The following is a 19,128-nucleotide window of genomic DNA, read 5'->3' as shown; positions in this document are numbered from 1 at the left end:
GCCCGGGCCCCGTGCGCCGTCCGGGCCCTGTGCGAAACTCTGCGTCATGTTCCCGGACGAGTTCGATGCCACGGCACGGGAGGTCCGCAGCTTCGCGGCACTCCAGCTCGTCATCACCGCCGTGTTCCTGGTCATCCTCTACCTGGCCCTCGGCGGCATCGACGCCCCGGGACCGCCCTGGTGGGTGATCGCCCTGCTCGTCCTCGCCGTCATCGGGGCGGGCCTCCTCTCCGAGCGGGTGTGGATGAGCACCCCGCCCCTGTCGCCCGAGACCGACCCCGAGGAGCAGCAGCGGCGCGGCGTGGCCATCTTCGCCGCCCAGACCGTGCGGCGCCTCGCGATCTGCCAGGTGCCGGTGGTGCTGTCCATCCTCGTGACGTTCGTCGGTCCGTGGGGCGCCTGGCCACTCATGGCCGGCGCCCTGCCGGCCACCCTCCAGCTGGCCTGGGCCACCACGCCCAGTCTGCGCAACACCTCGCTCACCGAGGCCGTGCTGGACTCCGCGGGCGGACAGTCCGGGCTCGTCGAGAGCTTCCGGCGATGAACGCCGACGTCAGCGTCCGGCTCGCGTGGCCCGACGACGCCGAGGCCGTCGCCGCCGTGCAGCTGCGCACGTGGCGCGCGGAGTACGCCGACCTGCTGGGCGCCGAGGCCCTTGACGCCCTGGACCCGGACGAAGTGGTCGAGCGCTGGCGGTCCTCGGTCACCGCTCCCCCGGACGCCCGGATGCGTGTCCTGGTGGCGCTGGAGGGGCCGACCGTGCGCGGCTTCGCCATCGTCCATCCCTGCTTCGATCCGGACGCCGACCGGGTGGCCGACGGGGAGGTCGGCGAGCTCGTCATCGATCCTGCGCACCGCCGCGCCGGCCACGGGTCTCGGCTCGTGCAGGCGGCCATGGACACCCTGCGCGCCGACTCCTTCACCCGGGCGGTGTGGTGGGTCGCCAGCACCGACGACGCGATGCGCTCGTTCGTCACCAGCACGGGGTGGGCAGCGGACGGAGCGCACCGTGAGCTCGAGGACGAGACCGGGCACGGTGTCCGGCAGGTGCGGCTGCACACGTCCCTCATGGAGTCATCAGAGGAGCCGTGAGCGGGCAGGACACCGCCCGGCGCAAGGTCATCGCGGACTCGCTGGGCGTCGGCCTCGCGACGGGCGCCTACGGCATCTCCTTCGGCGCCCTCGGCACATCCTCGGGGCTCGACGTCGCCCAGACCTGCGCGCTGTCGCTGCTGGCCTTCACGGGGGCGTCACAGTTCGCCTTCATCGGGGTGGTCGCCGCCGGCGGCACGCCAGTCGCGGGCGCCCTCACGTCGGTGCTGCTGGGCTCGCGCAACCTGTTCTACGGCGTGAGCCTCGCCGCCCTGCTGCGTCTTCGCGGCCTGCGGCGGGTTCTCGGGGCGCACTTCGTGATCGATGAGTCGACAGCCATGGCCGTCGCCCAGCGGGAGCCAGGGCTCGGGCGACTCGGCTTCTGGTGGACGGGGATCTCGATCTTCGTCCTCTGGAACCTCTCGACCTTCCTCGGCGCGCTCGCCGGCACCGCGATCGGGGACCCGCGGACCTACGGACTGGACGCGGCCGTCGGGGCCGCGTTCCTCGGCCTGCTGTGGCCACGCCTGACCAGCCGGTTCTCCCGTGGTATCGCCTTGCTGGGCGCCCTGGTGGCGCTCGGGCTCGTCCCGCTGGGCCCGGCGGGCCTGCCCATCATCGCCGGGGGTGCCGTCGCCGTGGTCGCGGGCATGCTGTGGCCGCGCGGGGCCACGCCATGAGTGCGCTGTGGGTGGGCGTGCTCCTGACCGCCGCCGGGTGCTACGCGCTCAAGCTCACCGGTCTCTCGGTGCCGGAGCGCGTCCTGGACCACCCGGTCACCCAGCGCGCCACCGACCTGATCCCCGTCGCGCTGCTCGGCGCGCTCATCGGCGTGCAGGTGCTGGGAGGTGAACGGGCACTGGTGGTGGACGCACGGCTCGCCGGGCTGGGGGTCGCCGCGCTGCTGCTGTGGTTCCGGGTCCCCTTCCTCCCGATGGTCGTGGCGGCGGCAGCGACGGCCGCGCTGCTGCGCCTCTGACCTCATCGAGGGCTCACCATCCGGTGCAGGGCCGCCCACTGCCGGGCGTCGAGGTCGCGTGGGAGCGTCCGCGGACTCACCTCGGCCCGCGTGGCCCAGCGTCGGGCCAGGTCACGACCCTGCAGGCGGGCGACGACCTCGACCACTCCACGCCCACGTCCGGCGAACACCGCCCCCACCAGCGACTGGTAGGACCGCCGGTCGCCCACGAGCGGCTCGGGACGGCGCACGACGAGCAGGAGGCCACCGTCGACCGACGGAACCGGCCGGAAGGCTCGGGCAGGCACCCGGTCGACCAGGCCGAAGGTGAACCACGGCCACCACTGTGCCGTCATCATCGTGGTGCCGCCGACTCCCGCCCGCTTGCGCGCCACCTCCCACTGCACCAGCAGCAGGGCGTGCTGCCAGTGCGGCGCGGCCAGCAGGCGACGCAGCAGGGGGGTCGTGATGCCGTACGGCACGTTGGAGACGACGTCGGCGCCACCACCGAGGTCGTGCGCGAGCAGGTCGCCGTGCACGACCTCGACCCGCGCGCCGAAGCGTGCCGCCAGGCGATCTGCGCGACGGCCGTCGAGCTCGACCGCGGTCATGGGCCGGCCCAAGGGGGCCAGGGCGTCGGTCAGGGCGCCGTCACCGGGACCGAGCTCGACGAGGGGTCGGTCGTCGGGCCAGGAGGCGACGACTCCGACGACGGTGTCGACCACGCGGGGGTCGACGAGGAAGTTCTGGCCGAGCTCGTGCCGGCCGGAGGTACGGGACGTGTGGTGCATGTGGGGCTCCGTGGAGGGAGCCGGAGGCATCGAGGGGTCGCGTCGAGGCGTCACCCGGGCAGCACGTGGGGTGCCGACCCGGGGTGGTCGACGAGACGGCGCAGCGCTGCATCCGGCAGGTGGACTGGACCTGCGGGACGGCGCGCACCCGGCGCGAGTCAGTGAGCGAGGGCGCGGCCGTCAGGCGGCGCGCAACCTCATCGATGCGTTCATGGGCGTCACTCTAGACCGAGCACCGCGTCCAGTCCCACGGTGACCCCCGGGCGTCCTCCCACCCCGCGCAGCGCGGCGAGCACGCCGGGCATGAACGACTCCCGCGTGGAGGAGTCGTGCCGCAGGCTGAGGGTCTCCCCCTCGTCGCCGAGGATCACCTCCTGCGACGCGACGAACCCCCGCGCGCGCACCGCGTGGACCGGGATCCCGGCCACCGTGGCGCCGCGCGCCCCGTCCGGGTCGTGCGTCGTGGCGTCCGGCACCGGCTCGGAGCCGGCGTCCGCCCGGGCCAGGGCGATGACCTCGGCCGTACGGACTGCGGTGCCGGACGGAGCGTCGACCTTGTCCGGATGGTGCATCTCGATGACCTCGACGGACTCGAAGAACGGGGCGGCGACGGCAGCGAAGCGCATCATCAGCACCGCGCCGATCGAGAAGTTGGGGACGACGAGCACCCCGACCCCGGGGCGGTCAGCGAGCAGCTCCTCGACCTGCGCGACCTTTCCCTCGTCGAAGCCGGAGGTGCCCACGACCACGTGGACGCCCCGCTCGACGCACCATCGGACGTGCTCCAGCGCCACGTCGGGCGTCGTGAAGACGAGCGCGACCTCGGCGTGGGCGTCGGTCAGGAGGTCCAGCGAGTCCTCGACGTCCACCTCGGCGACGACCTCGAGGTCGTCGGTCGCCCGCACGGCGCGCACCGACGTCGCCCCCATGCGTCCCCTGGCACCCAGCACCGCGACTCGAGTCATGGGGCAAGGCTAGGACACGAGGTCTAGTCGGGCCGTCGCCCCGGCCGGACGACGCCGTGGTCGAACGCGCAGACGACGGCCGCCGCGCGGTCGCGCAGGTCCAGCTTGGCGAAGATGTGCCCGACGTGCGTCTTGACCGTCCCCTCACCGAGCACCAGCTCCGAGGCGATCTCGGCGTTGGAGGAACCTGCCCCGATCAGCGCGAGCACCTCCCGCTCGCGTGGGGTGAGCACGTCGAGACCGCCGTGCTCACCAGCCGGGGCGGTCCCTTCGCGGTACGTGGACAGCACGCGTCCGGTCACCGCAGGGTCGAGCCACGAGTCACCGGCGGCGACGCAGCGCACCGCACGCTGCAGGTCCTCGGCCGGGACGCCCTTGAGCACGAAGCCGGAGGCGCCGGCGCGCAGCGCCCCGGCCAGGACCTCGTCATCCTCGAACGTCGTCAGCACCAGGACCGGCGGGGCGTCCTGCTCCTGCGCCAGGAGACGGGTCGCGGTGACCCCGTCGACGTCGGGCATCCGCACGTCCATGACGACGACGTCCGGCCTCGTCTCGGTGACCGCCTCGACGACCCCGCGGCCACTGGCACGCTCCCCGACGATGCGGAAGCCGAAGCGCTCGCGGAGGATCCCGCGCAGCCCGGTCCGGATGAGCTCCTGGTCGTCGACCAGCAGGACCTTGACCTCGTCGTCCGGCGGAGCACTCACGCGGGCAACCTAGCCTCGACGGTCCACCCGTCCGAGGACGGCCCAGCCTCCAGGGACCCGCCAAGGGCCTCGGCTCGCTCGCGCATGCCGATCACCCCGGAGCCCTCCACGGAGCCGGCGAGGGACGTCCCCGCGTTGTGCACCCGGACGATCGTCTCCGTGGCCCCGACGTCGACCAGCACGCGCACGCCGGAGGCGTCCCCGTGGCGGACGGCGTTGGTGAGCGACTCCTGCACAATGCGATGGACGGCCAGACCCCGGGTCGCGCCCAGGGCCCCGGCATCGCCTCGGACCTCCAGCTCCACCGCTCGACCCGCACGCCGGTAGGAGGTGACGAGCTCGTCGAGCTCGGAGCCCGACGGCAGCGGGGTAACGCCGGCGCTCCCCTCCCCACGCACGAGCCCCACGGCGGCGCGGACCTCCTGCAGGCTCGCGCCGGCGAGGCGCTCGGCCTCGACGAGGGAGGATCGCGCGAGGTCCGGGTCGTCCTCCAGTGCCAGCCGCGCGCTGCTCACGTGCAGCAGGGAGACCGTCAGGGCGTGCCCGATGACGTCGTGCATCTCCGCTGCGATGCGCTGACGCTCCTCGGCTCTGGCCTGATCGGTGAGAGCCGCCTGGGCCTCACGCAGCTGGTGCACGAGCTCCCGCTGGCGGCGGGCGATCGTGCAGGCCGCGGTCGTGAAGATCGTCCCGGCCGTCCATGCCCCCCACCCGGGCTCGTCGGGCAGGGCCGCCCACTCCAGGGCGAACCCGGCCACGAGGACGGCACAGGCGGCGATCGCCCAGCGTGCCGGCAGCTCGAACGCGGCCCACCCCGCGATGACGCAGATCCCGAACCAGCCGACGTTGGCGGGGGTGCCGTGACACAGGACGAACTGGGCGGCCGTGGCCAGGCCGAGCAGGCCGAGCAGCGGCCATCCGCTGGGAGCGGCACAGACGATGGCGACACCGGCGGCGAGGACGACGCCGGCGGTGACCAGCACCGTCCCCGTCGCCTGCCCGCTCTGCAGCGCACCCGCCAGCACGAACAGCGCGAGTGCCGCCAGGGGCGACACCTGCGTCGTTCGCTCGCTCATGGTCTCGAGGATAGGGCCGATCTCACAGGGCGGTGCGTCGTCCGGCGAGGACCGTCGCAACCAGGGCCAGGATGGCGACCGCGACGAGCGGGCCGGTCGCGTCACCGAGCCCGAGCCACGGCTCACGGATGGCTTGGTTGGCCAGGGCCAGGGGCAGCACGTCGGCGATCTCGCGCAGGACATCGGACATGACGCTCGGGGGTGGGCCCCCGACCCCCAGGAGGAACGACGGGAAGAACAGCAGCATGCCCGTGGCCTGGGCGGCGCGCGCGGACGGCAGGAGCGTGCCGAGCAGGACCCCGATGCTCACGAACGCGACGGACGCGACCGCCACCCCGGCGACGACCCGAAGCGGGTCCTCGACGTCCGGGACGCCGTAGACCGGGGCGGCCACGGCCAGCAGGGCCGTCCCGGAGACCGCGATCGCCACGAGACCGACGACGAGCTGCGCGGCGGCGAACGACCAGCGGGGAAAGCCCGCCGCCGCGAAGCGCCGCAGCACGCCGCGCTCGCGGTAGGACGCGATGTGCACCGGCAGCATGATCAGACCGGTGGCCCCGATCACGACGGTGAAGTAGGAGGCGACGTACCAGTGGGCGGGATTGATCGGGAAGGCCTCGTCCGGCTCGGTGCCGAACGATCCGCCGATGATCAGCATCGTGACGATCGGGAACACCAGGACGAAGGTCAGGGTCATGGGGTCACGGGTCATGAGACGCAGCTCGCTGGCCAGCAGGCGGCGCGAGACCGAGCGGTCCGGTCGCCGCAGATCGGCGTCATCGACGGTGGGGACGGGGGCGGGGGCGGTCGAGGTACTCATGCTGCTGCTCCGGCGGGTCGGTGGTCGAGAAGGGTCAGCAGGGCGTCCTCGAGGTCCGGGACCTCGACGGTGAGGTCGGGTGGGATCGGCTCGCCACGTCCCACGAGCCAGGCGCCGACGTGGGCGATCGCCCGGCGGTCCCCACGGACGACGGTGAGGCCGTGCTCGCGGGTGACGCCCTGGACGCCGGGCAGACGGTTGACCTCCTGCAGGGCGCCCGCCGCGCCGACGCCGTGGCCCGGGTCCAGCGAGAACCGGATGGCTGCGGACCCGGCGTGCCGGGTGACGAGGTCGGCCGGTGTGCCCTGGTCCAGGACGGAGCCGTCGCGCATCGCGACGACACGGTCACACAGCACCTCGCACTCGTCGAGCTCGTGCGTGACCAGCAGGACGGTGGTGCCGGTGTCACGCAGCGTCGTGACGGCGGCCCAGACCTCGCGTCGGGCGGCCGGGTCGAGCCCCTGCGTGAGCTCGTCGAGAATGACCAGACGCGGCCGGTTGAGCAGCGCGAGCACAAGGAACAGGCGCTGCCGCTCACCACCGCTCATCCCTGCGAACGGGTAGCGGCGGCGATGGGCCAGGCCGAACTGCTCGAGCAGGCCGTCGGCATCGGTCGCGTTCGGTCCGGCGAAGAGTCCGATCGCCTCGGAGACGCGGATGCGGTCCGGGAGGGCCGAGCTCTGCAGCTGGCTGCCGATCTGCGGACGGAGCCGGTCAGCGTCGCGCACGGGGTCCAGGCCGAGGACACGGATCTGGCCGGCGTCGGATCGCCGGAGACCCTGCAGGATCTCGACGGTCGTCGTCTTCCCAGCGCCGTTCGCCCCGATCAGCCCGACGACCTCACCGGCGTGGACGTCGAGGTCGAGCGCGTCGACGACAACTCGGCCGTCGTAGGACTTGGTGAGTCCGCGGACGGCGACCACCGCAGGAGCGGTCGTCACGCCGGGCGGAGTGGGTGGTGTGCTCATGGCTCCACAGAAGCGCACGGAGCACGTGCCGCACATCGCCCTGCGGGCAGAACCCGTCTCCCCCCACGGACAGAGGCCGTCTACTCCTGCAGCACGTCGGTGAGCACGGCAAGGCCGCGCCTGGCCTCCTCGAAGGACGTGGTCAGCGGCGCGAGGCCGAGCCGCACGAGGTCGGGCTCGCGGAAGTCCGGGACGACGCCTCGCTCCACCATCGCCTCGGTGACGGCCCGGGCTCCGGGGACGTGGACGGTCACGTGGCTGCCGCGGCGTGCCGGGTCCCTCGGGGTCAGGACCTCGAGCCCGGCCTCGTCGAGGACGTCCAGGGCGAAGGACGTGAGCCGCTCGGACTTCGTGCGGGCCGCCTCGATCCCGGCCTCGGCGGCCATGGCCACGCCCTCTCGCACGGCCAGGAGCCCAGCGACGTTGGGCGTCCCGCTCAGCAGGCGCCGGACGTCGGGAGCGGCGCTGTACTCATCGGCCATCGCGAACAGGTCCGCGGCGCTCCACCAGCCGGGCAGCGGCTGCTCCAGGCCGGGGAGGTGCCGCTCGGCCGCGTAGATGAACGACGGCGCCCCGGGCCCGGCGTTGAGGTACTTGTACGTGCAGCCGACCGCGAGGTCCACGTCGGCGGCGTCGAGGCCCGTCGGCACGACCCCGAGGGAGTGGCACAGGTCCCACACCACGACGCCACCGGCCGCATGGATTTGGCTGGTCAGGGCGGGCAGGTCCAGCAGTGCGCCGGTGCGGTAGTCGACGTGGCTCAGCAGCACCACCGCGGTCCGCTCCCCCAGCACGGGCTCCAGGTCGAGTCCGCCGTCCGGCGTCGGCTCGACGTGCCGCACCGTCAGTCCGCGGTCGCGCGCGACCTTGGCCGCGATGTAGCGGTCGGTCGGGAAGTCCGCGCTGCTCAGCACCAGCTCGTCGCGACCGGGGCGCAGCGATGCAGCAGCGTGCAGGGCCTTGGCGATGGAGATGGTGGTGGAGTCGCCGACGACCACCTGGCCGGGCGCAGCGCCCACGAGCGCGCCGAGCTCGTCCCCGACCTGTGTGGGCAGGTCGACCCAGCCCTCGGACCACCCGCGGATGAGCCGCCCGCCCCACTCCTCCCGCACGAACGCGGCGAGGCGGTCCCGGGTGCGCAGCGGCAGCCGGCCGAGCGAGTTGCCGTCGAGGTAGGCGACGAGGTCCGGCTCGAGGACGAACTGCTCGCGCCACGGGGCCAGGGGGTCGCCGGCGTCCAGCGCTGCGGCCCGCTCACGGAAGTCGGTCATGGTGCCGAGATCGTCTCACGACCCCGACCACCACGACCGCGACGCCGGCCCCCACGAGGTCGTGGGAACCGGCGCCGCGAGTCATGCGCTCCCACGAGGTCGTGGGAGCCGACGATCAGAGGTCGGCGGCCGCCTGCTCGGCCTCTGCCTCGGCGTCGGCGGGGGCGCCGTTGCCGGAACTCTCCACGACGGGGATGAGCGAGAGCTTGCCGCGGTCGCCCAGCTCGGCGATCTCGACCTGGATCTTCTGGCCGACCGAGACGACGTCCTCGACGTTGTTGACGCGCTCGCCACCGTTGAGGTCGCGCAGCTTGCTGATGTGCAGCAGCCCGTCCTTGCCCGGGAGCAGGGAGATGAAGGCGCCGAAGTCGACCGTCTTGACGACGGTGCCGAGGTAGCGCTCGCCGACCTCGGGCATCGTCGGGTTGGCGATCGCGTTGATGGCGTCACGGGCTGCCTCGGCGGCCTCGCCGCTCTCGGCACCGACGTAGACGGTGCCGTCGTCCTCGAGGGAGATCTTGGCGCCGGTGTCGTCCTGGATCGTGTTGATCATCTTGCCCTTCGGGCCGATGACCTCGCCGATCTTGTCCACGGGGATCCGGATCGTGATGATCCGCGGGGCGTACTGGCTCATCTCGTCGGGAGCGTCGATGGCCTCGGCCATGACGTCCAGGATGGTCAGGCGAGCGCCCTTGGCCTGCGTCAGCGCACCGCGCAGCACGTCGGCCGGGATGCCGTCGAGCTTGGTGTCCAGCTGCAGCGCGGTGATGAACTCCGGCGTGCCTGCGACCTTGAAGTCCATGTCGCCGAAGGCGTCCTCGGCACCGAGGATGTCGGTCAGCGTGACGTACTGCGTCTCACCGTCGACCTCGCCGGAGATGAGGCCCATCGCGATGCCCGCGACCGGTGCGCGCAGCGGCACACCGGCGTTGAGCAGGCCGATGGTCGAGGCGCAGACCGAGCCCATGGAGGTGGAGCCGTTGGAGCTCAGCGCCTCGGAGACCTGACGGATGGCGTAGGGGAACTCCTCGCGCGTCGGCAGGACGGGCAGCAGGGCCCGGCCGGCGAGCGCACCGTGGCCGACCTCGCGACGCTTGGGCGAGCCGACGCGGCCGGTCTCACCTGTGGAGAACGGCGGGAAGTTGTAGTTGTGCATGTACCGGCGGCTGGTCTCGGGCGAGAGCGTGTCCAGCTTCTGCTCCAGGCCGAGCATGTTCAGCGTGGTGATGCCCATGATCTGGGTCTCGCCACGCTGGAACAGGGCCGAGCCGTGCACGCGCGGGACGACGCCGACCTCGGCGCTCAGCGCACGGATGTCGGCGAGCCCGCGACCGTCGATGCGCACCTTGTCGCGCAGGACGCGCTCACGCACGACGGACTTCGTGACGGCCCGCAGTGCGGCACCGATCTCCTTCTCGCGGCCCTCGAACTGCGCACCGAGCTGGTCGAGGACGTCGGCCTTGATCTCGCTCTCGCGGTCGGCGCGATCGGCCTTGTCGGCGATGGTCATCGCCTCGCCCAGCGGGCCGGCGGCGACCTGGGCGACGGCGTCGTGGACGTCGTCCTCGAACTCGGGGAAGACCTGGAAGTCCTGGACGGGCTTGCTGGCCACGGCGGCGAGCTCGGACTGCGCCTCGCAGAGCTGGCGGATGAAGACCTTGGCGGCGTCGAGGCCGTCGGCCACGACCTCCTCGGTGGGAGCGGTCGTGCCGACCTGCACGAGGTCCCAGGTGGCCTCGGTGGACTCGGCCTCGACCATCATGATCGCGACGTCGTCACCAGCGATGCGGCCGGCGACGACCATGTCGAAGGCGGCGTTCTCGAGCTGGCTGTGCGTGGGGAAGGCCACCCACTGGTCCTCGATGAGGGCGACGCGGGTGGCGCCGATGGGGCCGGTGAACGGCAGGCCGGAGATCTGGGTGGACGCCGAGGCGGCGTTGATCGCCAGCACGTCGTAGGGCGTGTCCGGGTTGAGCGCGAGGACCGTGATGACGACCTGGACCTCGTTGCGCAGGCCCTTCTTGAAGGTCGGGCGCAGGGGCCGGTCGATGAGACGGCACGTGAGGATGGCGTCCTCGCTGGGCCGACCCTCGCGACGGAAGAACGAGCCGGGGATGCGTCCCGCGGCGTACATGCGCTCCTCGACGTCGATCGTCAGCGGGAAGAAGTCGAGGTTGTCCTTGGGACGCTTGCTGGCCGTGGTGGCCGAGAGGAGCATGGTGTCCTCGTCGAGGAACGCCGCGACGGAGCCGGCGGCCTGCTGGGCCAGCTGGCCGGCCTCGAAGCGGACGGTGCGCTGGCCGAAGCGGCCGTTGTCGATGACGGTCTGGGCGGTGTGGATGTCGGATTCGCTCATGCGAGTCCCTTCCGCGGGCCGATGGCCCGCTCATGAGGGACGAGACGCAGGCAGGCGGGATTTCTGGTGCCGGTCTTCGATCGAGGCCCGCGGTGGCCGGCGCGAGCCGGCGTCCGAAGGCCACTACCGAGGACCGAGCCGAGCGTGCCTGGCTCTCGTCCGTGGTGGTGGTGTCGTTGTGCAGTTGTGGTGGTGGAGCGAAGCAGGCGGCCGCCCGTGGGGCGACCGCCTGTCGGGATCAGCGTCGCAGTCCGAGGCGCTCGATGAGCGAGCGGTAGCGGCCGATGTCGTTGTTCTGCAGGTAGTTCAGCAGGCGACGACGCTGACCGACGAGCAGCAGCAGGCCGCGACGGCTGTGGTGGTCGTGCTTGTGCTCCTGCAGGTGATCGGTCAGGTGCGCGATCCGGCCGGACAGGAGCGCGATCTGCACCTCCGGGGAGCCGGTGTCACCCGGGACGGTGGCGTACTGCTCGATGATCTCGGCCTTGGGCATGTTGGCCACGGTGGGCGCGGCAGTCTTCTTCGACACTGTTCTCCTCAGAGGTTGTTGCACGGCGCGCCCGGGCCGGTTCACCGGGGCACTACGATCCGTGGCCGTTGCACGGCACCGTTCAGAGTATCAGCGGCAGCGACGGCGGGGCGAATCGTGGTCCTCCCCGAGGCCGCGTCAGGGTCCACGACAACGGAGGCCGTCAGCGGCCGAGGACCTCTCGCGCCGCGCAGACGTCCTCGTGCATCTGGGCGACCAGTGCGTCGACGGAGTCGAAGGCGACCATCGGCCGAACGCGCTCGAGGAGCTCGACCCGTACCGACTCCCCGTAGAGCTCGAGATCGTGCCCGTGGTCGATGACGTAGGACTCGACGCGGCGCTCGGTGCCTCGGAAGGTCGGGTTGGACCCGACGGAGACGGCCGCCGGGAGCGTCTGGCTCGCCGTCACGAGCCGGCCCGCGTAGACGCCGTCAGGCGGCACGGCCGCCTGCTCGTCGACCGGCACGTTGGCCGTCGGGAAGCCGAGGTCACGGCCACGGCGGTCGCCCTGGACCACCACGCCCTCCACGGCGTGCGGTCGGCCCAGCATCACCGCGGCCTGCTCCAGCTGAGCTTGCGCGACGAGCTCACGGACCCGGGTGGAGGAGCACTCGTGCCCGGCCACGCTCTGCAGCTCCAGGTCGACGACGCTGAAGCCGTGGTGCACTCCGCTCCCCCGCATCCGCGAGGGGTCGCCCTGGGCGCGGGCGCCGTACCGGAAGTTGTGGCCGACGACGACGTGACGGGCCTTCAGCTCCTGCACCAGCACCCGCTCGACGAAGTCATCGGGCTCGAGGGCCGCCATCTCCCGGGAGAAGGACAGGACCCGGACCTCGTCCGCTCCGTGCTCGTGCAGCAGCTCCACCCGTCGCGACAGGCTCGTCAGGCGTGGGGGGACCAGCTCCGGGCGCAGGACAGCCATCGGATGCGGCTCGAAGGTCACTGCCACCGTCGGCGTGCCGTGGGACGCCTCACGGGTGCGTGCCAGGACCTCCTGATGACCCCGATGGACGCCGTCGAACATGCCGATCGTCACGGCGGACGGATCCGTGCGCGGGACGGTCGCTGCCCCGGGTGCCTCGAACCACGTTCTCACGTCGGAAACTGTGCCACAGCCCGTCGCGCCCGGGAGACGCGCGGGCCGATCGGATGAGAACCTTCTCATCAGTTCCTCATCACCCCTCTCACCCGCGGACGGCAGGCTGGCGCCATGACCCGATCTCGACTGGCCTCGGCGGTCCTCGTCGTCGTGGCGCTCGTGCTCGTCGCCCTCGCCGTGGGCCGGGTGGCGGCCCAGGGTGGCGGCGATGCCCCGACCTTCGACCCGATCAGCGTGCCCACACCCTCATCGACGCCGAGCCCCACGACGAGCGCTGGGCCCGAGCCGGACCCCTCGCCGTCGGCAACGGCACCTCCGGCGAACGATGGCGGCTACCAGCAGGTCAACCCCACCCCGCGGCCCATCGACGACGATGATGACGACGACAGCGACGATGACGGCGACGGCGACGATGACGACGACTGAGTGATGCGCTGGCGGCCCACCGTCCGGATCTCGGTCCGGCAACGACTGACCGCCGCCGTGGGACTGCTGTCCGCGGCGGCGCTGCTCGTCGTCGGCGCGACGCTCTACGTGATCGAGTCACGCGGGGTCGAGCAGCGGGTGGAGGACGCGATCGCCCAGGAGGTCGACGAGCTGCGGCGCCTGCACGCCGAGGGGGTCGACCCGGAGACGGGGGTTCCTTTTGCGTCCCCGGACCGTCTCGTCACCTTCTTCCTGTCCCGCAACCTGCCCGAGCGCGACGAGATGCTCTGGGCCTTCCCGCAGACCGGACAGCCTTCGTTCGTCGGCGAGGCCGACCCTGTCCTGGCACGCAGCACGGCCTTTCCTCGCCTGGTGCGTGAGCTCGCCGAGACCGGCGGACTCCGAGACCTGCGCATCGCCGGGGAGCGCTACCGGGTCGCCGTCCAGCCCGTGACGCAGGGTGCGGCGTCGGCGTCCTTCGTCGTGACCTCCGACCTCACCGCCGCGCGCGCCCCGCTGCGTGAGCTCATGGTCACCTACTCGATCCTTGCCGCGCTCTCCGTGCTGGTGATCGCGGCGATCGCGTCGTGGCTCGCCGGGCGGCTGCTGGCGCCGGTCACCCGGTTGCGCGACACGGCCCACGGCATCACCGAGGGAGACCTCAGCGGGCGCCTCGAGGTCACGGGGAACGACGACCTCACCGACCTGCAGCGCACGTTCAACGCCATGCTCGACCGTCTGGAGGAGGCCTTCGCGAGCCAGCGCCGGTTGCTCGACGACGCCGCCCACGAGCTCCGCACCCCCCTCACGGTGCTGCGAGGCCACCTGGAGCTGCTCGATCCGCACGACGTGCAGGACGTCCAGAGCACCCGCGCGCTGCTGACCGACGAGATCGACCGCATGGCCCGGCTGGTCTCGGACCTCCTGCTGCTCGCGAAGGTCGAGCGCCCTGACTTCGTGCGGCCCGAGACCCACGACGTGGAGGCCCTCACCCTCGGGGTCCTGGAACGCGCCCGTGCGCTTAGCGGCCGCGCCTGGGTGCTGGACGGTGTGGTCCGGGGGTCGCACGTGCTGGACGGGCAGAGGATCACCCAGGCGTTGCTGCAGCTGGCCGAGAACGCGGTGCGCCACACCGACGTCGGGGACGAGATCGGCATCGGCTCGCGATGGCACGACGGGTCCTTGGAGCTCTGGGTCCGCGACGCCGGCACCGGGGTGCCGGACGAGCTGCGGGAGCGGGTCTTCGAGCGTTTCACCCAGGACGAGCAGGCCCGGGAGGGCTTCGGCCTCGGACTCTCGATCGTGACCGCCATCGCCGAGGCACACCACGGACACGTCATGCTGGACCCCGCCACGCCGGGCGCACCCGGGGCGACCTTCCGACTCGTCCTGCCCGGGGAGGGCCCCGCATGAACCGGATCCTCGTCGTGGAGGACGAGCAGCGCATCGCCTCCTTCATCTCCAAGGGCTTGAAGGCCCAGGGCTACACGCCCACGGTCGTCGGCGACGGCATCACCGGGCTCGACTACGCGATGACCGGAGACTTCGACCTCGTCGTGCTCGACCTCGGTCTTCCGGGCAAGGACGGCTTCGAGATCCTGACGCAGGTCTCGGCCGAGCGGCCCGAGCTCCCCGTCATCGTCCTCACGGCGCGCGACTCCGTCGACGCCACGGTCTCGGTCCTGGAGGGTGGCGCGGCGGACTACATGAGCAAGCCGTTCAAGTTCGCCGAGCTGGTGGCCCGCATCCGGCTGAGACTGCGCTCCCCCACCACGACGAGTCCTCCCGACGACGAGCTGAGCGCCGGGGACGTCCGGCTGGACCTGCGCCGTCGTCGGGCCTTCGTGGGTCAACGGGAGGTGGAGCTGTCCGCGCGGGAGCTGTCGCTCGCCGAGGTGCTCATGGCTCACCGCGGGCAGGTGCTCTCGCGCGAGCAGCTGCTCTCGCACGTCTGGGGCTACGACTTCGACCCCGGCTCCAACATCGTCGACGTCTACGTCGGCTACCTGCGCCGCAAGCTCGGCGCGGAGCTCATCACCACCGTGCGCGGCCTGGGCTACCGCGTCGACTGACCGCGCACGGAGGATCAGCGCCTCAGGCTGAAGCCGGCCAGTCGGGCGCTCGGGAGCGTGGCGATGAGCGGCTCCAGCCGGTCGACCACCTCGCGGGGCGTGGGCCGGTCGGCCGGGTCCGGCCGCAGGCAGTCCAGCACGATGGCGGCGAACGCCGGGTCGACCCGCGGTGGGAGCGCAGCGGGCTCGTCGTGCAGCTGGGCCCACGGCCGGTCGCGGTCGAAGGCCCGGAAGCCGGCTGCGGCACGGAACAGGGTGCCGCCGAGCCCCCACACGTCGCTGGCCGGGCCGGGCAGCCCGCGGCTGCCGGGCTCGCACTGCTCGGGCGCCATGTACTCATCGCTCCCGACCGGGTGGTCCAGCAGCGCGGCCTCCTCGTGCGTCATCGCGATGGAGAGGTCGATGAGCTTGGCCGGCGCCCCGACGATGACGTTGCTGGGCTTGACGTCGAGGTGACACAGCCCCTCTCCCGCCAGGTAGTGCAGGGCGGAGGCGAGCTCGAGGGCGACCGCGTACAGCTGGTGGGAGGCCAGGGCCCCGTGCTTGCTGATCAGCCGGGAGAGGTTGGGACCCTCGACGTGCTCCAGGACCAGGTAGGGCCGGGGTCCGTCGTCGTAGGCGAACAGCCGCGCGATGCCCGGGTGACCCAGGGACCCCATGAGCGACACCTCCCGTGCCAGGGATGCCCGCGAGTGGGAGTCGCCCACGTGGGAGGGACGCATGATCTTGACGACCACCGGGGCCAGGAGCCGCTCGTCGTGGGCCAGCCACGCCTCGAACACGACGCCACCCCCGAGGTCCTTGAGAACCACCAGACCGGGGGCGACCTCGTCGCCCCCGGTCAGCTGCCAGTGGTCGTCGGACATCAGCGGTCGGTGTCGCGTGACGGCGCGCTGGGGGCAGACGGCTTGCTCGGTGCCGACTGCTTGCTCGGTGCCGACTGGCGCGAGGGCGCGGACACACGGCTGGGGGCCGACGCGCGCGAGGGAGCGGAGACCCGCGACGGGGCCGAGGCCACCGTCTTCATCGTGTTCCGGCTCGGCTGCGAGGCGACGCTCTGCCGCGTCTGCTTGGTGTCGCGCGTGGGGGCCGACGCCCGGGTGCCGCGGGTGTCCCGGTCACGATCGCGGTCGTCTCGGTCGTCTCGGTCGTCGTCGTCATCGGCCGCGGGGACCGTCCAGGACTCGATGGAGTCCTCGCGCTTGAGCGCAGGATCGTCGTTGCCGGCCTGGGCCGAGGACGCGAGGGCGAACCCGGCGGTGCCGAGGGCCACCGTGCCGGCGAGGCCGACGATGGCGGTGCGGAGGGTGGTGTTCATGGTGCTGCTCCTTCAGTGGGGTGATGACACCCACCATGGCCACCCAGCGTGAGCCCCCCATGAGGCCCGCGTGAGAGCCTTCTCATCCCCAGAGCAGAGGGCTCAGAGCAACGGTCGCAACGGGCGCAGCAGGATCTCGCAGGCCCGGGCCACGACGTCGCGCCGCGCCCAGGCGTCCCACGTCAGCTCCGTGCAGTTGGTCAGGTCCTCCGCGAACGCGGCCTCGAGGTCCTGCGCGAGCCCGTCGTCGAAGATCTCGAGGTTGATCTCGTAGTTGCCCGAGAGGCTGAGCCGGTCGATGTTGGCCGTGCCTACCGTCGACCAGCTCCCGTCGATCGTTGCCGTCTTGGCGTGGACCATGGCGTTCTCGTACTGGTGGATCCGGACACCAGCCCGCAGCAGCCCCCCGTAGAAGCCGCGCGAGAGCCAGTCGGCGAGCACGTGGTTGCTCACCTTCGGCACGATGATGTCGATGCTCACCCCGCGCCGGCGAGCCTCCTCGAGCGCCGCGAGGATGTCGTGGTCGGGGATGAAGTACGCAGCCGTCATCCGGATGTGCGAGGAGGCCCGGTCGATCGCCTCGAGATACATGCCCCGGATGGGAAACACGAGCTGGCGCGGCACGTTGCGGTGCGCCCGCACGTACGGCTGCCACGTCGGGCTGCCGACGCTCTCCATCGGGTCGTCCCGCCGGTGCAGGTTCCAGAAGTCGACGAAGGCGTTGGCCAGGTACCACACGGCGTCGCCGTCCACCCGCAGGTGCGTGTCGCGCCAGGACGTCTCGTAGAGGGAGCCGACGTTGTACCCGCCGACGAAGCCCACGGTGTCGTCGACCACGAGGATCTTGCGGTGGTCCCGGCCCCAGCGTCGGGGATTGAAGATCTGCCACCCGGCGTTGAACACCGGGTAGCGCAGAGTCCTGACGGGGGGCGGGAAGCGCAGGAAGTGTGGGTTGACGACCAGGTTGGCGAAGCCGTCGTAGACCACCCGGACGTCCACCCCACGGTGCGCGGCAGCCACCAGCGCATCTTTGAACCGACGTCCGGTCTCGTCCCCCTTGAGGATGTAGGTCTCGAACAGGACCCGGTCCTGTGCGCCCTCGATCGCGGCGAGCATGTCGGCGTAGAGACGGTCCCCGGCCATGTACGTGGTGGCCCGGGCGCCGCCACGGATGGGGGTGCTCAGGGGCTCCAGGCGCGGGAAGGGCTCGTCGGACTCGCCCCCGCGCAGGAGCTTGCGCACCTTGGTGATGCCCATCAGCGAGGCCGTGATCGCCAGCGCGGACAACAGCCAGGCCTCGAACCCGCGCCAGAGAATGCCACGGACGGGGATCTTCCTCATGCTGCGCACCCTAGATGACTTCCTTCTGCTCAGACGAAGACCGCGACCGGCCGGGCGTCGGCCCCGGACTGCTCGTACAACGCGAGGAAGGCGCCGTCCGGCGCGAACAGCGCCACGGGACCGACGAACGGCAGCTCGCGCTCGGCCAGGGTGCGCCCGAACCCGACGTCGCGGGCCGCTCCCTCGTCCAGGTCGACTGCGGGAAAGCACGAACGGGCGGCGCTGGCGATGTCCAGCACCGTGAGCTCCTCGGCGTGCTCATCGAGGGTCCGGGCGACGTCGAGCGCGAATCCACCCACGCGGGTGCGGCGCAGCATCGTCAGGTGGCCGCCCACCCCGAGCGCATCGCCGACGTCGCGGGCCAGGGCCCGGACGTAGGTACCGCTGGTGCACACCACCCGTACGTCGAGATCGACGACCGCGCCCTCGTGGCGCACGTCCTGCACGTCGAAGGTCGAGACGGTGACCTGCCGTGCCGGGATCTGCACGTCCTCGCCGGATCGCACCCGGGCGTAGGACCGTACGCCGTCGATCTTGACGGCCGAGACCGAGGACGGCACCTGCTCGATGTCCCCCGTCAGCGCTGCCACGGCGTCGCGGATCGCGGACTCACCGAGCCCGGAAGCGTCGTGCGTCCCGGTGGTCTCACCCTCCGCGTCGTCGGTGACCGTGGAGACGCCCAGCCGGATGGTGGCCAGGTACTCCTTGTCCGCGAGCTGCAGGTGCCCCAGCAACCGGGTCGCCCGGCCCACCCCCAGCACCAGGACACCCGTGGCCATCGGGTCGAGCGTCCCGGCATGGCCGACCTTGCGGGTCCCGGCCAGGCGCCGCATGCGTCCCACGACGTCGTGGGAGGTCCACCCGGGCGGCTTGTCGACGACGACGAGCCCGTTCACTCCCGCTCGTCCTGCTCCCCGTCCGCCGGCTTGACGCGGTACGGGTCGGCGTCGCCGGCGTACCGGGCGCCGGCGGCCCGGGAGGCCACCTCGTCGTCGGCCGCTCGGGCCTTGGCGAGAAGCTCCTCGATCTGCTGCGCCGTCTCCGGCACCGCGTCAAGGAAGAAGGCCAGGCTCGGCGTGTGCCGCAGGGAGAGCTGGTTGCCCACCTCCTTGCGGAGCAGCCCGGTCGCGCTGTCCAGGGCGGCCCCGGTGTCGTCGATGGCCTTCTGGTCACCCAGCACCGTGTAGAAGACCGAGGCGTGCTGGTTGTCACCGGTGAGGCGCACGTCGGTGATGGTGACGAAGCCCAGCCGGGGGTCCTTGACGCGACGCTCCAGCATCTCGGCGACGATCACCTTGATGCGGTCGGCCAGCTGGTGGTTGCGCTGTCCTGCCATGGT

The 19,128-nt window shown here is 72.0% G+C and carries 22 protein-coding genes; 7 read left to right on the top strand and 15 right to left on the bottom strand.

The features are described from left to right. Positions 1–46: 46 nt before the first annotated feature. From ACHAAC_RS15365 to ACHAAC_RS15350, 4 genes are read left to right on the top strand one after another with little or no spacing between them, the layout of a single operon-like run. Positions 47–544: a hypothetical protein gene (locus ACHAAC_RS15365; RefSeq protein ID WP_435717182.1), complete on the top strand. Its 498-nt coding sequence runs from the start codon at positions 47–49 to the stop codon at positions 542–544. Beyond that, positions 541–1,092, top strand: a complete 552-nt coding sequence (locus ACHAAC_RS15360; RefSeq protein WP_435717181.1) for an N-acetyltransferase family protein — start codon at positions 541–543, stop codon at positions 1,090–1,092. The genes ACHAAC_RS15365 and ACHAAC_RS15360 overlap by 4 nt, the downstream gene beginning before the upstream one ends. Further along, positions 1,089–1,772 (top strand): AzlC family ABC transporter permease, encoded by a 684-nt coding sequence (locus tag ACHAAC_RS15355; protein ID WP_435717180.1) that lies wholly within the window; start codon positions 1,089–1,091, stop codon positions 1,770–1,772. The genes ACHAAC_RS15360 and ACHAAC_RS15355 overlap by 4 nt, the downstream gene beginning before the upstream one ends. Continuing rightward, on the top strand, positions 1,769–2,071 hold the full coding sequence (locus tag ACHAAC_RS15350; RefSeq protein ID WP_435717179.1) for an AzlD domain-containing protein: 303 nt from the start codon (positions 1,769–1,771) through the stop codon (positions 2,069–2,071). Before ACHAAC_RS15355 ends, ACHAAC_RS15350 begins: the two co-directional genes overlap by 4 nt. A gap of 2 nt (positions 2,072–2,073) precedes the next feature. On the opposite strand, the gene erm is transcribed toward ACHAAC_RS15350, so the two are convergent. From erm to ACHAAC_RS15300, 10 genes are all read right to left on the bottom strand, one after another. Then, a complete protein-coding gene (gene erm / locus ACHAAC_RS15345) occupies positions 2,074–2,841 on the bottom strand; it encodes a 23S ribosomal RNA methyltransferase Erm (protein ID WP_435717178.1) in 768 nt (255 codons plus the stop codon). Positions 2,842–3,059: 218 nt separating this feature from the next. After that, a complete protein-coding gene (gene dapB, locus ACHAAC_RS15340) occupies positions 3,060–3,806 on the bottom strand; it encodes a 4-hydroxy-tetrahydrodipicolinate reductase (RefSeq protein ID WP_435717177.1) in 747 nt (248 codons plus the stop codon). A gap of 23 nt (positions 3,807–3,829) precedes the next feature. Next, positions 3,830–4,513, bottom strand: a complete 684-nt coding sequence (locus tag ACHAAC_RS15335) for a response regulator (protein WP_435717176.1) — start codon at positions 4,511–4,513, stop codon at positions 3,830–3,832. Next, positions 4,510–5,589, bottom strand: a complete 1,080-nt coding sequence (locus ACHAAC_RS15330; RefSeq protein ID WP_435717175.1) for a sensor histidine kinase — start codon at positions 5,587–5,589, stop codon at positions 4,510–4,512. Before ACHAAC_RS15330 ends, ACHAAC_RS15335 begins: the two co-directional genes overlap by 4 nt. Before the next feature lie 22 nt (positions 5,590–5,611). Further along, positions 5,612–6,409 carry an ABC transporter permease gene (locus ACHAAC_RS15325; protein ID WP_435717174.1) on the bottom strand — a complete coding sequence of 266 codons (798 nt, stop codon included), beginning with the start codon at positions 6,407–6,409 and terminating at the stop codon, positions 5,612–5,614. Further along, complete coding sequence (locus tag ACHAAC_RS15320) at positions 6,406–7,377, bottom strand: ABC transporter ATP-binding protein (protein WP_435717173.1); 972 nt, start codon at positions 7,375–7,377, stop codon at positions 6,406–6,408. Before ACHAAC_RS15320 ends, ACHAAC_RS15325 begins: the two co-directional genes overlap by 4 nt. 80 nt (positions 7,378–7,457) lie before the next feature. After that, positions 7,458–8,648: a kynureninase gene (locus ACHAAC_RS15315; RefSeq protein ID WP_435717172.1), complete on the bottom strand. Its 1,191-nt coding sequence runs from the start codon at positions 8,646–8,648 to the stop codon at positions 7,458–7,460. Between the two features lie 115 nt (positions 8,649–8,763). Further along, positions 8,764–11,004, bottom strand: a complete 2,241-nt coding sequence (locus tag ACHAAC_RS15310; protein ID WP_435717171.1) for a polyribonucleotide nucleotidyltransferase — start codon at positions 11,002–11,004, stop codon at positions 8,764–8,766. A gap of 238 nt (positions 11,005–11,242) precedes the next feature. Then, positions 11,243–11,497 carry a 30S ribosomal protein S15 gene (rpsO, locus tag ACHAAC_RS15305; protein WP_435717249.1) on the bottom strand — a complete coding sequence of 85 codons (255 nt, stop codon included), beginning with the start codon at positions 11,495–11,497 and terminating at the stop codon, positions 11,243–11,245. A gap of 199 nt (positions 11,498–11,696) precedes the next feature. Then, positions 11,697–12,629: a bifunctional riboflavin kinase/FAD synthetase gene (locus ACHAAC_RS15300; protein ID WP_435717170.1), complete on the bottom strand. Its 933-nt coding sequence runs from the start codon at positions 12,627–12,629 to the stop codon at positions 11,697–11,699. Between the two features lie 114 nt (positions 12,630–12,743). Here ACHAAC_RS15300 and ACHAAC_RS15295 point away from each other — a divergent pair, with 114 nt between their 5' ends. The 3 genes from ACHAAC_RS15295 to ACHAAC_RS15285 are packed head-to-tail and all read left to right on the top strand — an operon-like array spanning position 12,744 to position 15,130. Beyond that, positions 12,744–13,058, top strand: a complete 315-nt coding sequence (locus ACHAAC_RS15295) for a hypothetical protein (protein WP_435717169.1) — start codon at positions 12,744–12,746, stop codon at positions 13,056–13,058. Positions 13,059–13,061: 3 nt separating this feature from the next. Beyond that, the gene (locus ACHAAC_RS15290) at positions 13,062–14,471 is read left to right on the top strand and encodes a sensor histidine kinase (protein WP_435717168.1); all 1,410 of its coding nucleotides are present in this window, start codon (positions 13,062–13,064) and stop codon (positions 14,469–14,471) included. Then, positions 14,468–15,130, top strand: a complete 663-nt coding sequence (locus ACHAAC_RS15285; RefSeq protein ID WP_435717167.1) for a response regulator transcription factor — start codon at positions 14,468–14,470, stop codon at positions 15,128–15,130. Before ACHAAC_RS15290 ends, ACHAAC_RS15285 begins: the two co-directional genes overlap by 4 nt. A gap of 14 nt (positions 15,131–15,144) precedes the next feature. Here ACHAAC_RS15285 and ACHAAC_RS15280 read toward each other — a convergent pair whose 3' ends face one another. The 5 genes from ACHAAC_RS15280 to rbfA all read right to left on the bottom strand — a co-directional run bounded on the left by ACHAAC_RS15280 (position 15,145) and on the right by rbfA (position 19,125). Continuing rightward, on the bottom strand, positions 15,145–15,996 hold the full coding sequence (locus ACHAAC_RS15280) for a serine/threonine-protein kinase (protein WP_435717166.1): 852 nt from the start codon (positions 15,994–15,996) through the stop codon (positions 15,145–15,147). Next, the gene (locus tag ACHAAC_RS15275; RefSeq protein WP_435717165.1) at positions 15,996–16,448 is read right to left on the bottom strand and encodes a hypothetical protein; all 453 of its coding nucleotides are present in this window, start codon (positions 16,446–16,448) and stop codon (positions 15,996–15,998) included. The genes ACHAAC_RS15280 and ACHAAC_RS15275 overlap by 1 nt, the downstream gene beginning before the upstream one ends. Before the next feature lie 102 nt (positions 16,449–16,550). Continuing rightward, a complete protein-coding gene (locus ACHAAC_RS15270; RefSeq protein WP_435717164.1) occupies positions 16,551–17,789 on the bottom strand; it encodes a phospholipase D-like domain-containing protein in 1,239 nt (412 codons plus the stop codon). 29 nt (positions 17,790–17,818) lie between these two features. Next, positions 17,819–18,685, bottom strand: a complete 867-nt coding sequence (gene truB, locus ACHAAC_RS15265; RefSeq protein WP_435717163.1) for a tRNA pseudouridine(55) synthase TruB — start codon at positions 18,683–18,685, stop codon at positions 17,819–17,821. After that, on the bottom strand, positions 18,682–19,125 hold the full coding sequence (gene rbfA / locus ACHAAC_RS15260) for a 30S ribosome-binding factor RbfA (RefSeq protein ID WP_435717162.1): 444 nt from the start codon (positions 19,123–19,125) through the stop codon (positions 18,682–18,684). Before rbfA ends, truB begins: the two co-directional genes overlap by 4 nt. Positions 19,126–19,128 lie beyond the last annotated feature (3 nt).

Source organism: Aeromicrobium sp. CF4.19, assembly GCF_051262555.1.
Taxonomy (GTDB): Bacteria; Actinomycetota; Actinomycetes; order Propionibacteriales; family Nocardioidaceae; genus Aeromicrobium.
Note: the sequence above shows the minus strand (reverse complement) of the source record. Positions and strands in the feature narration are given on the sequence as shown.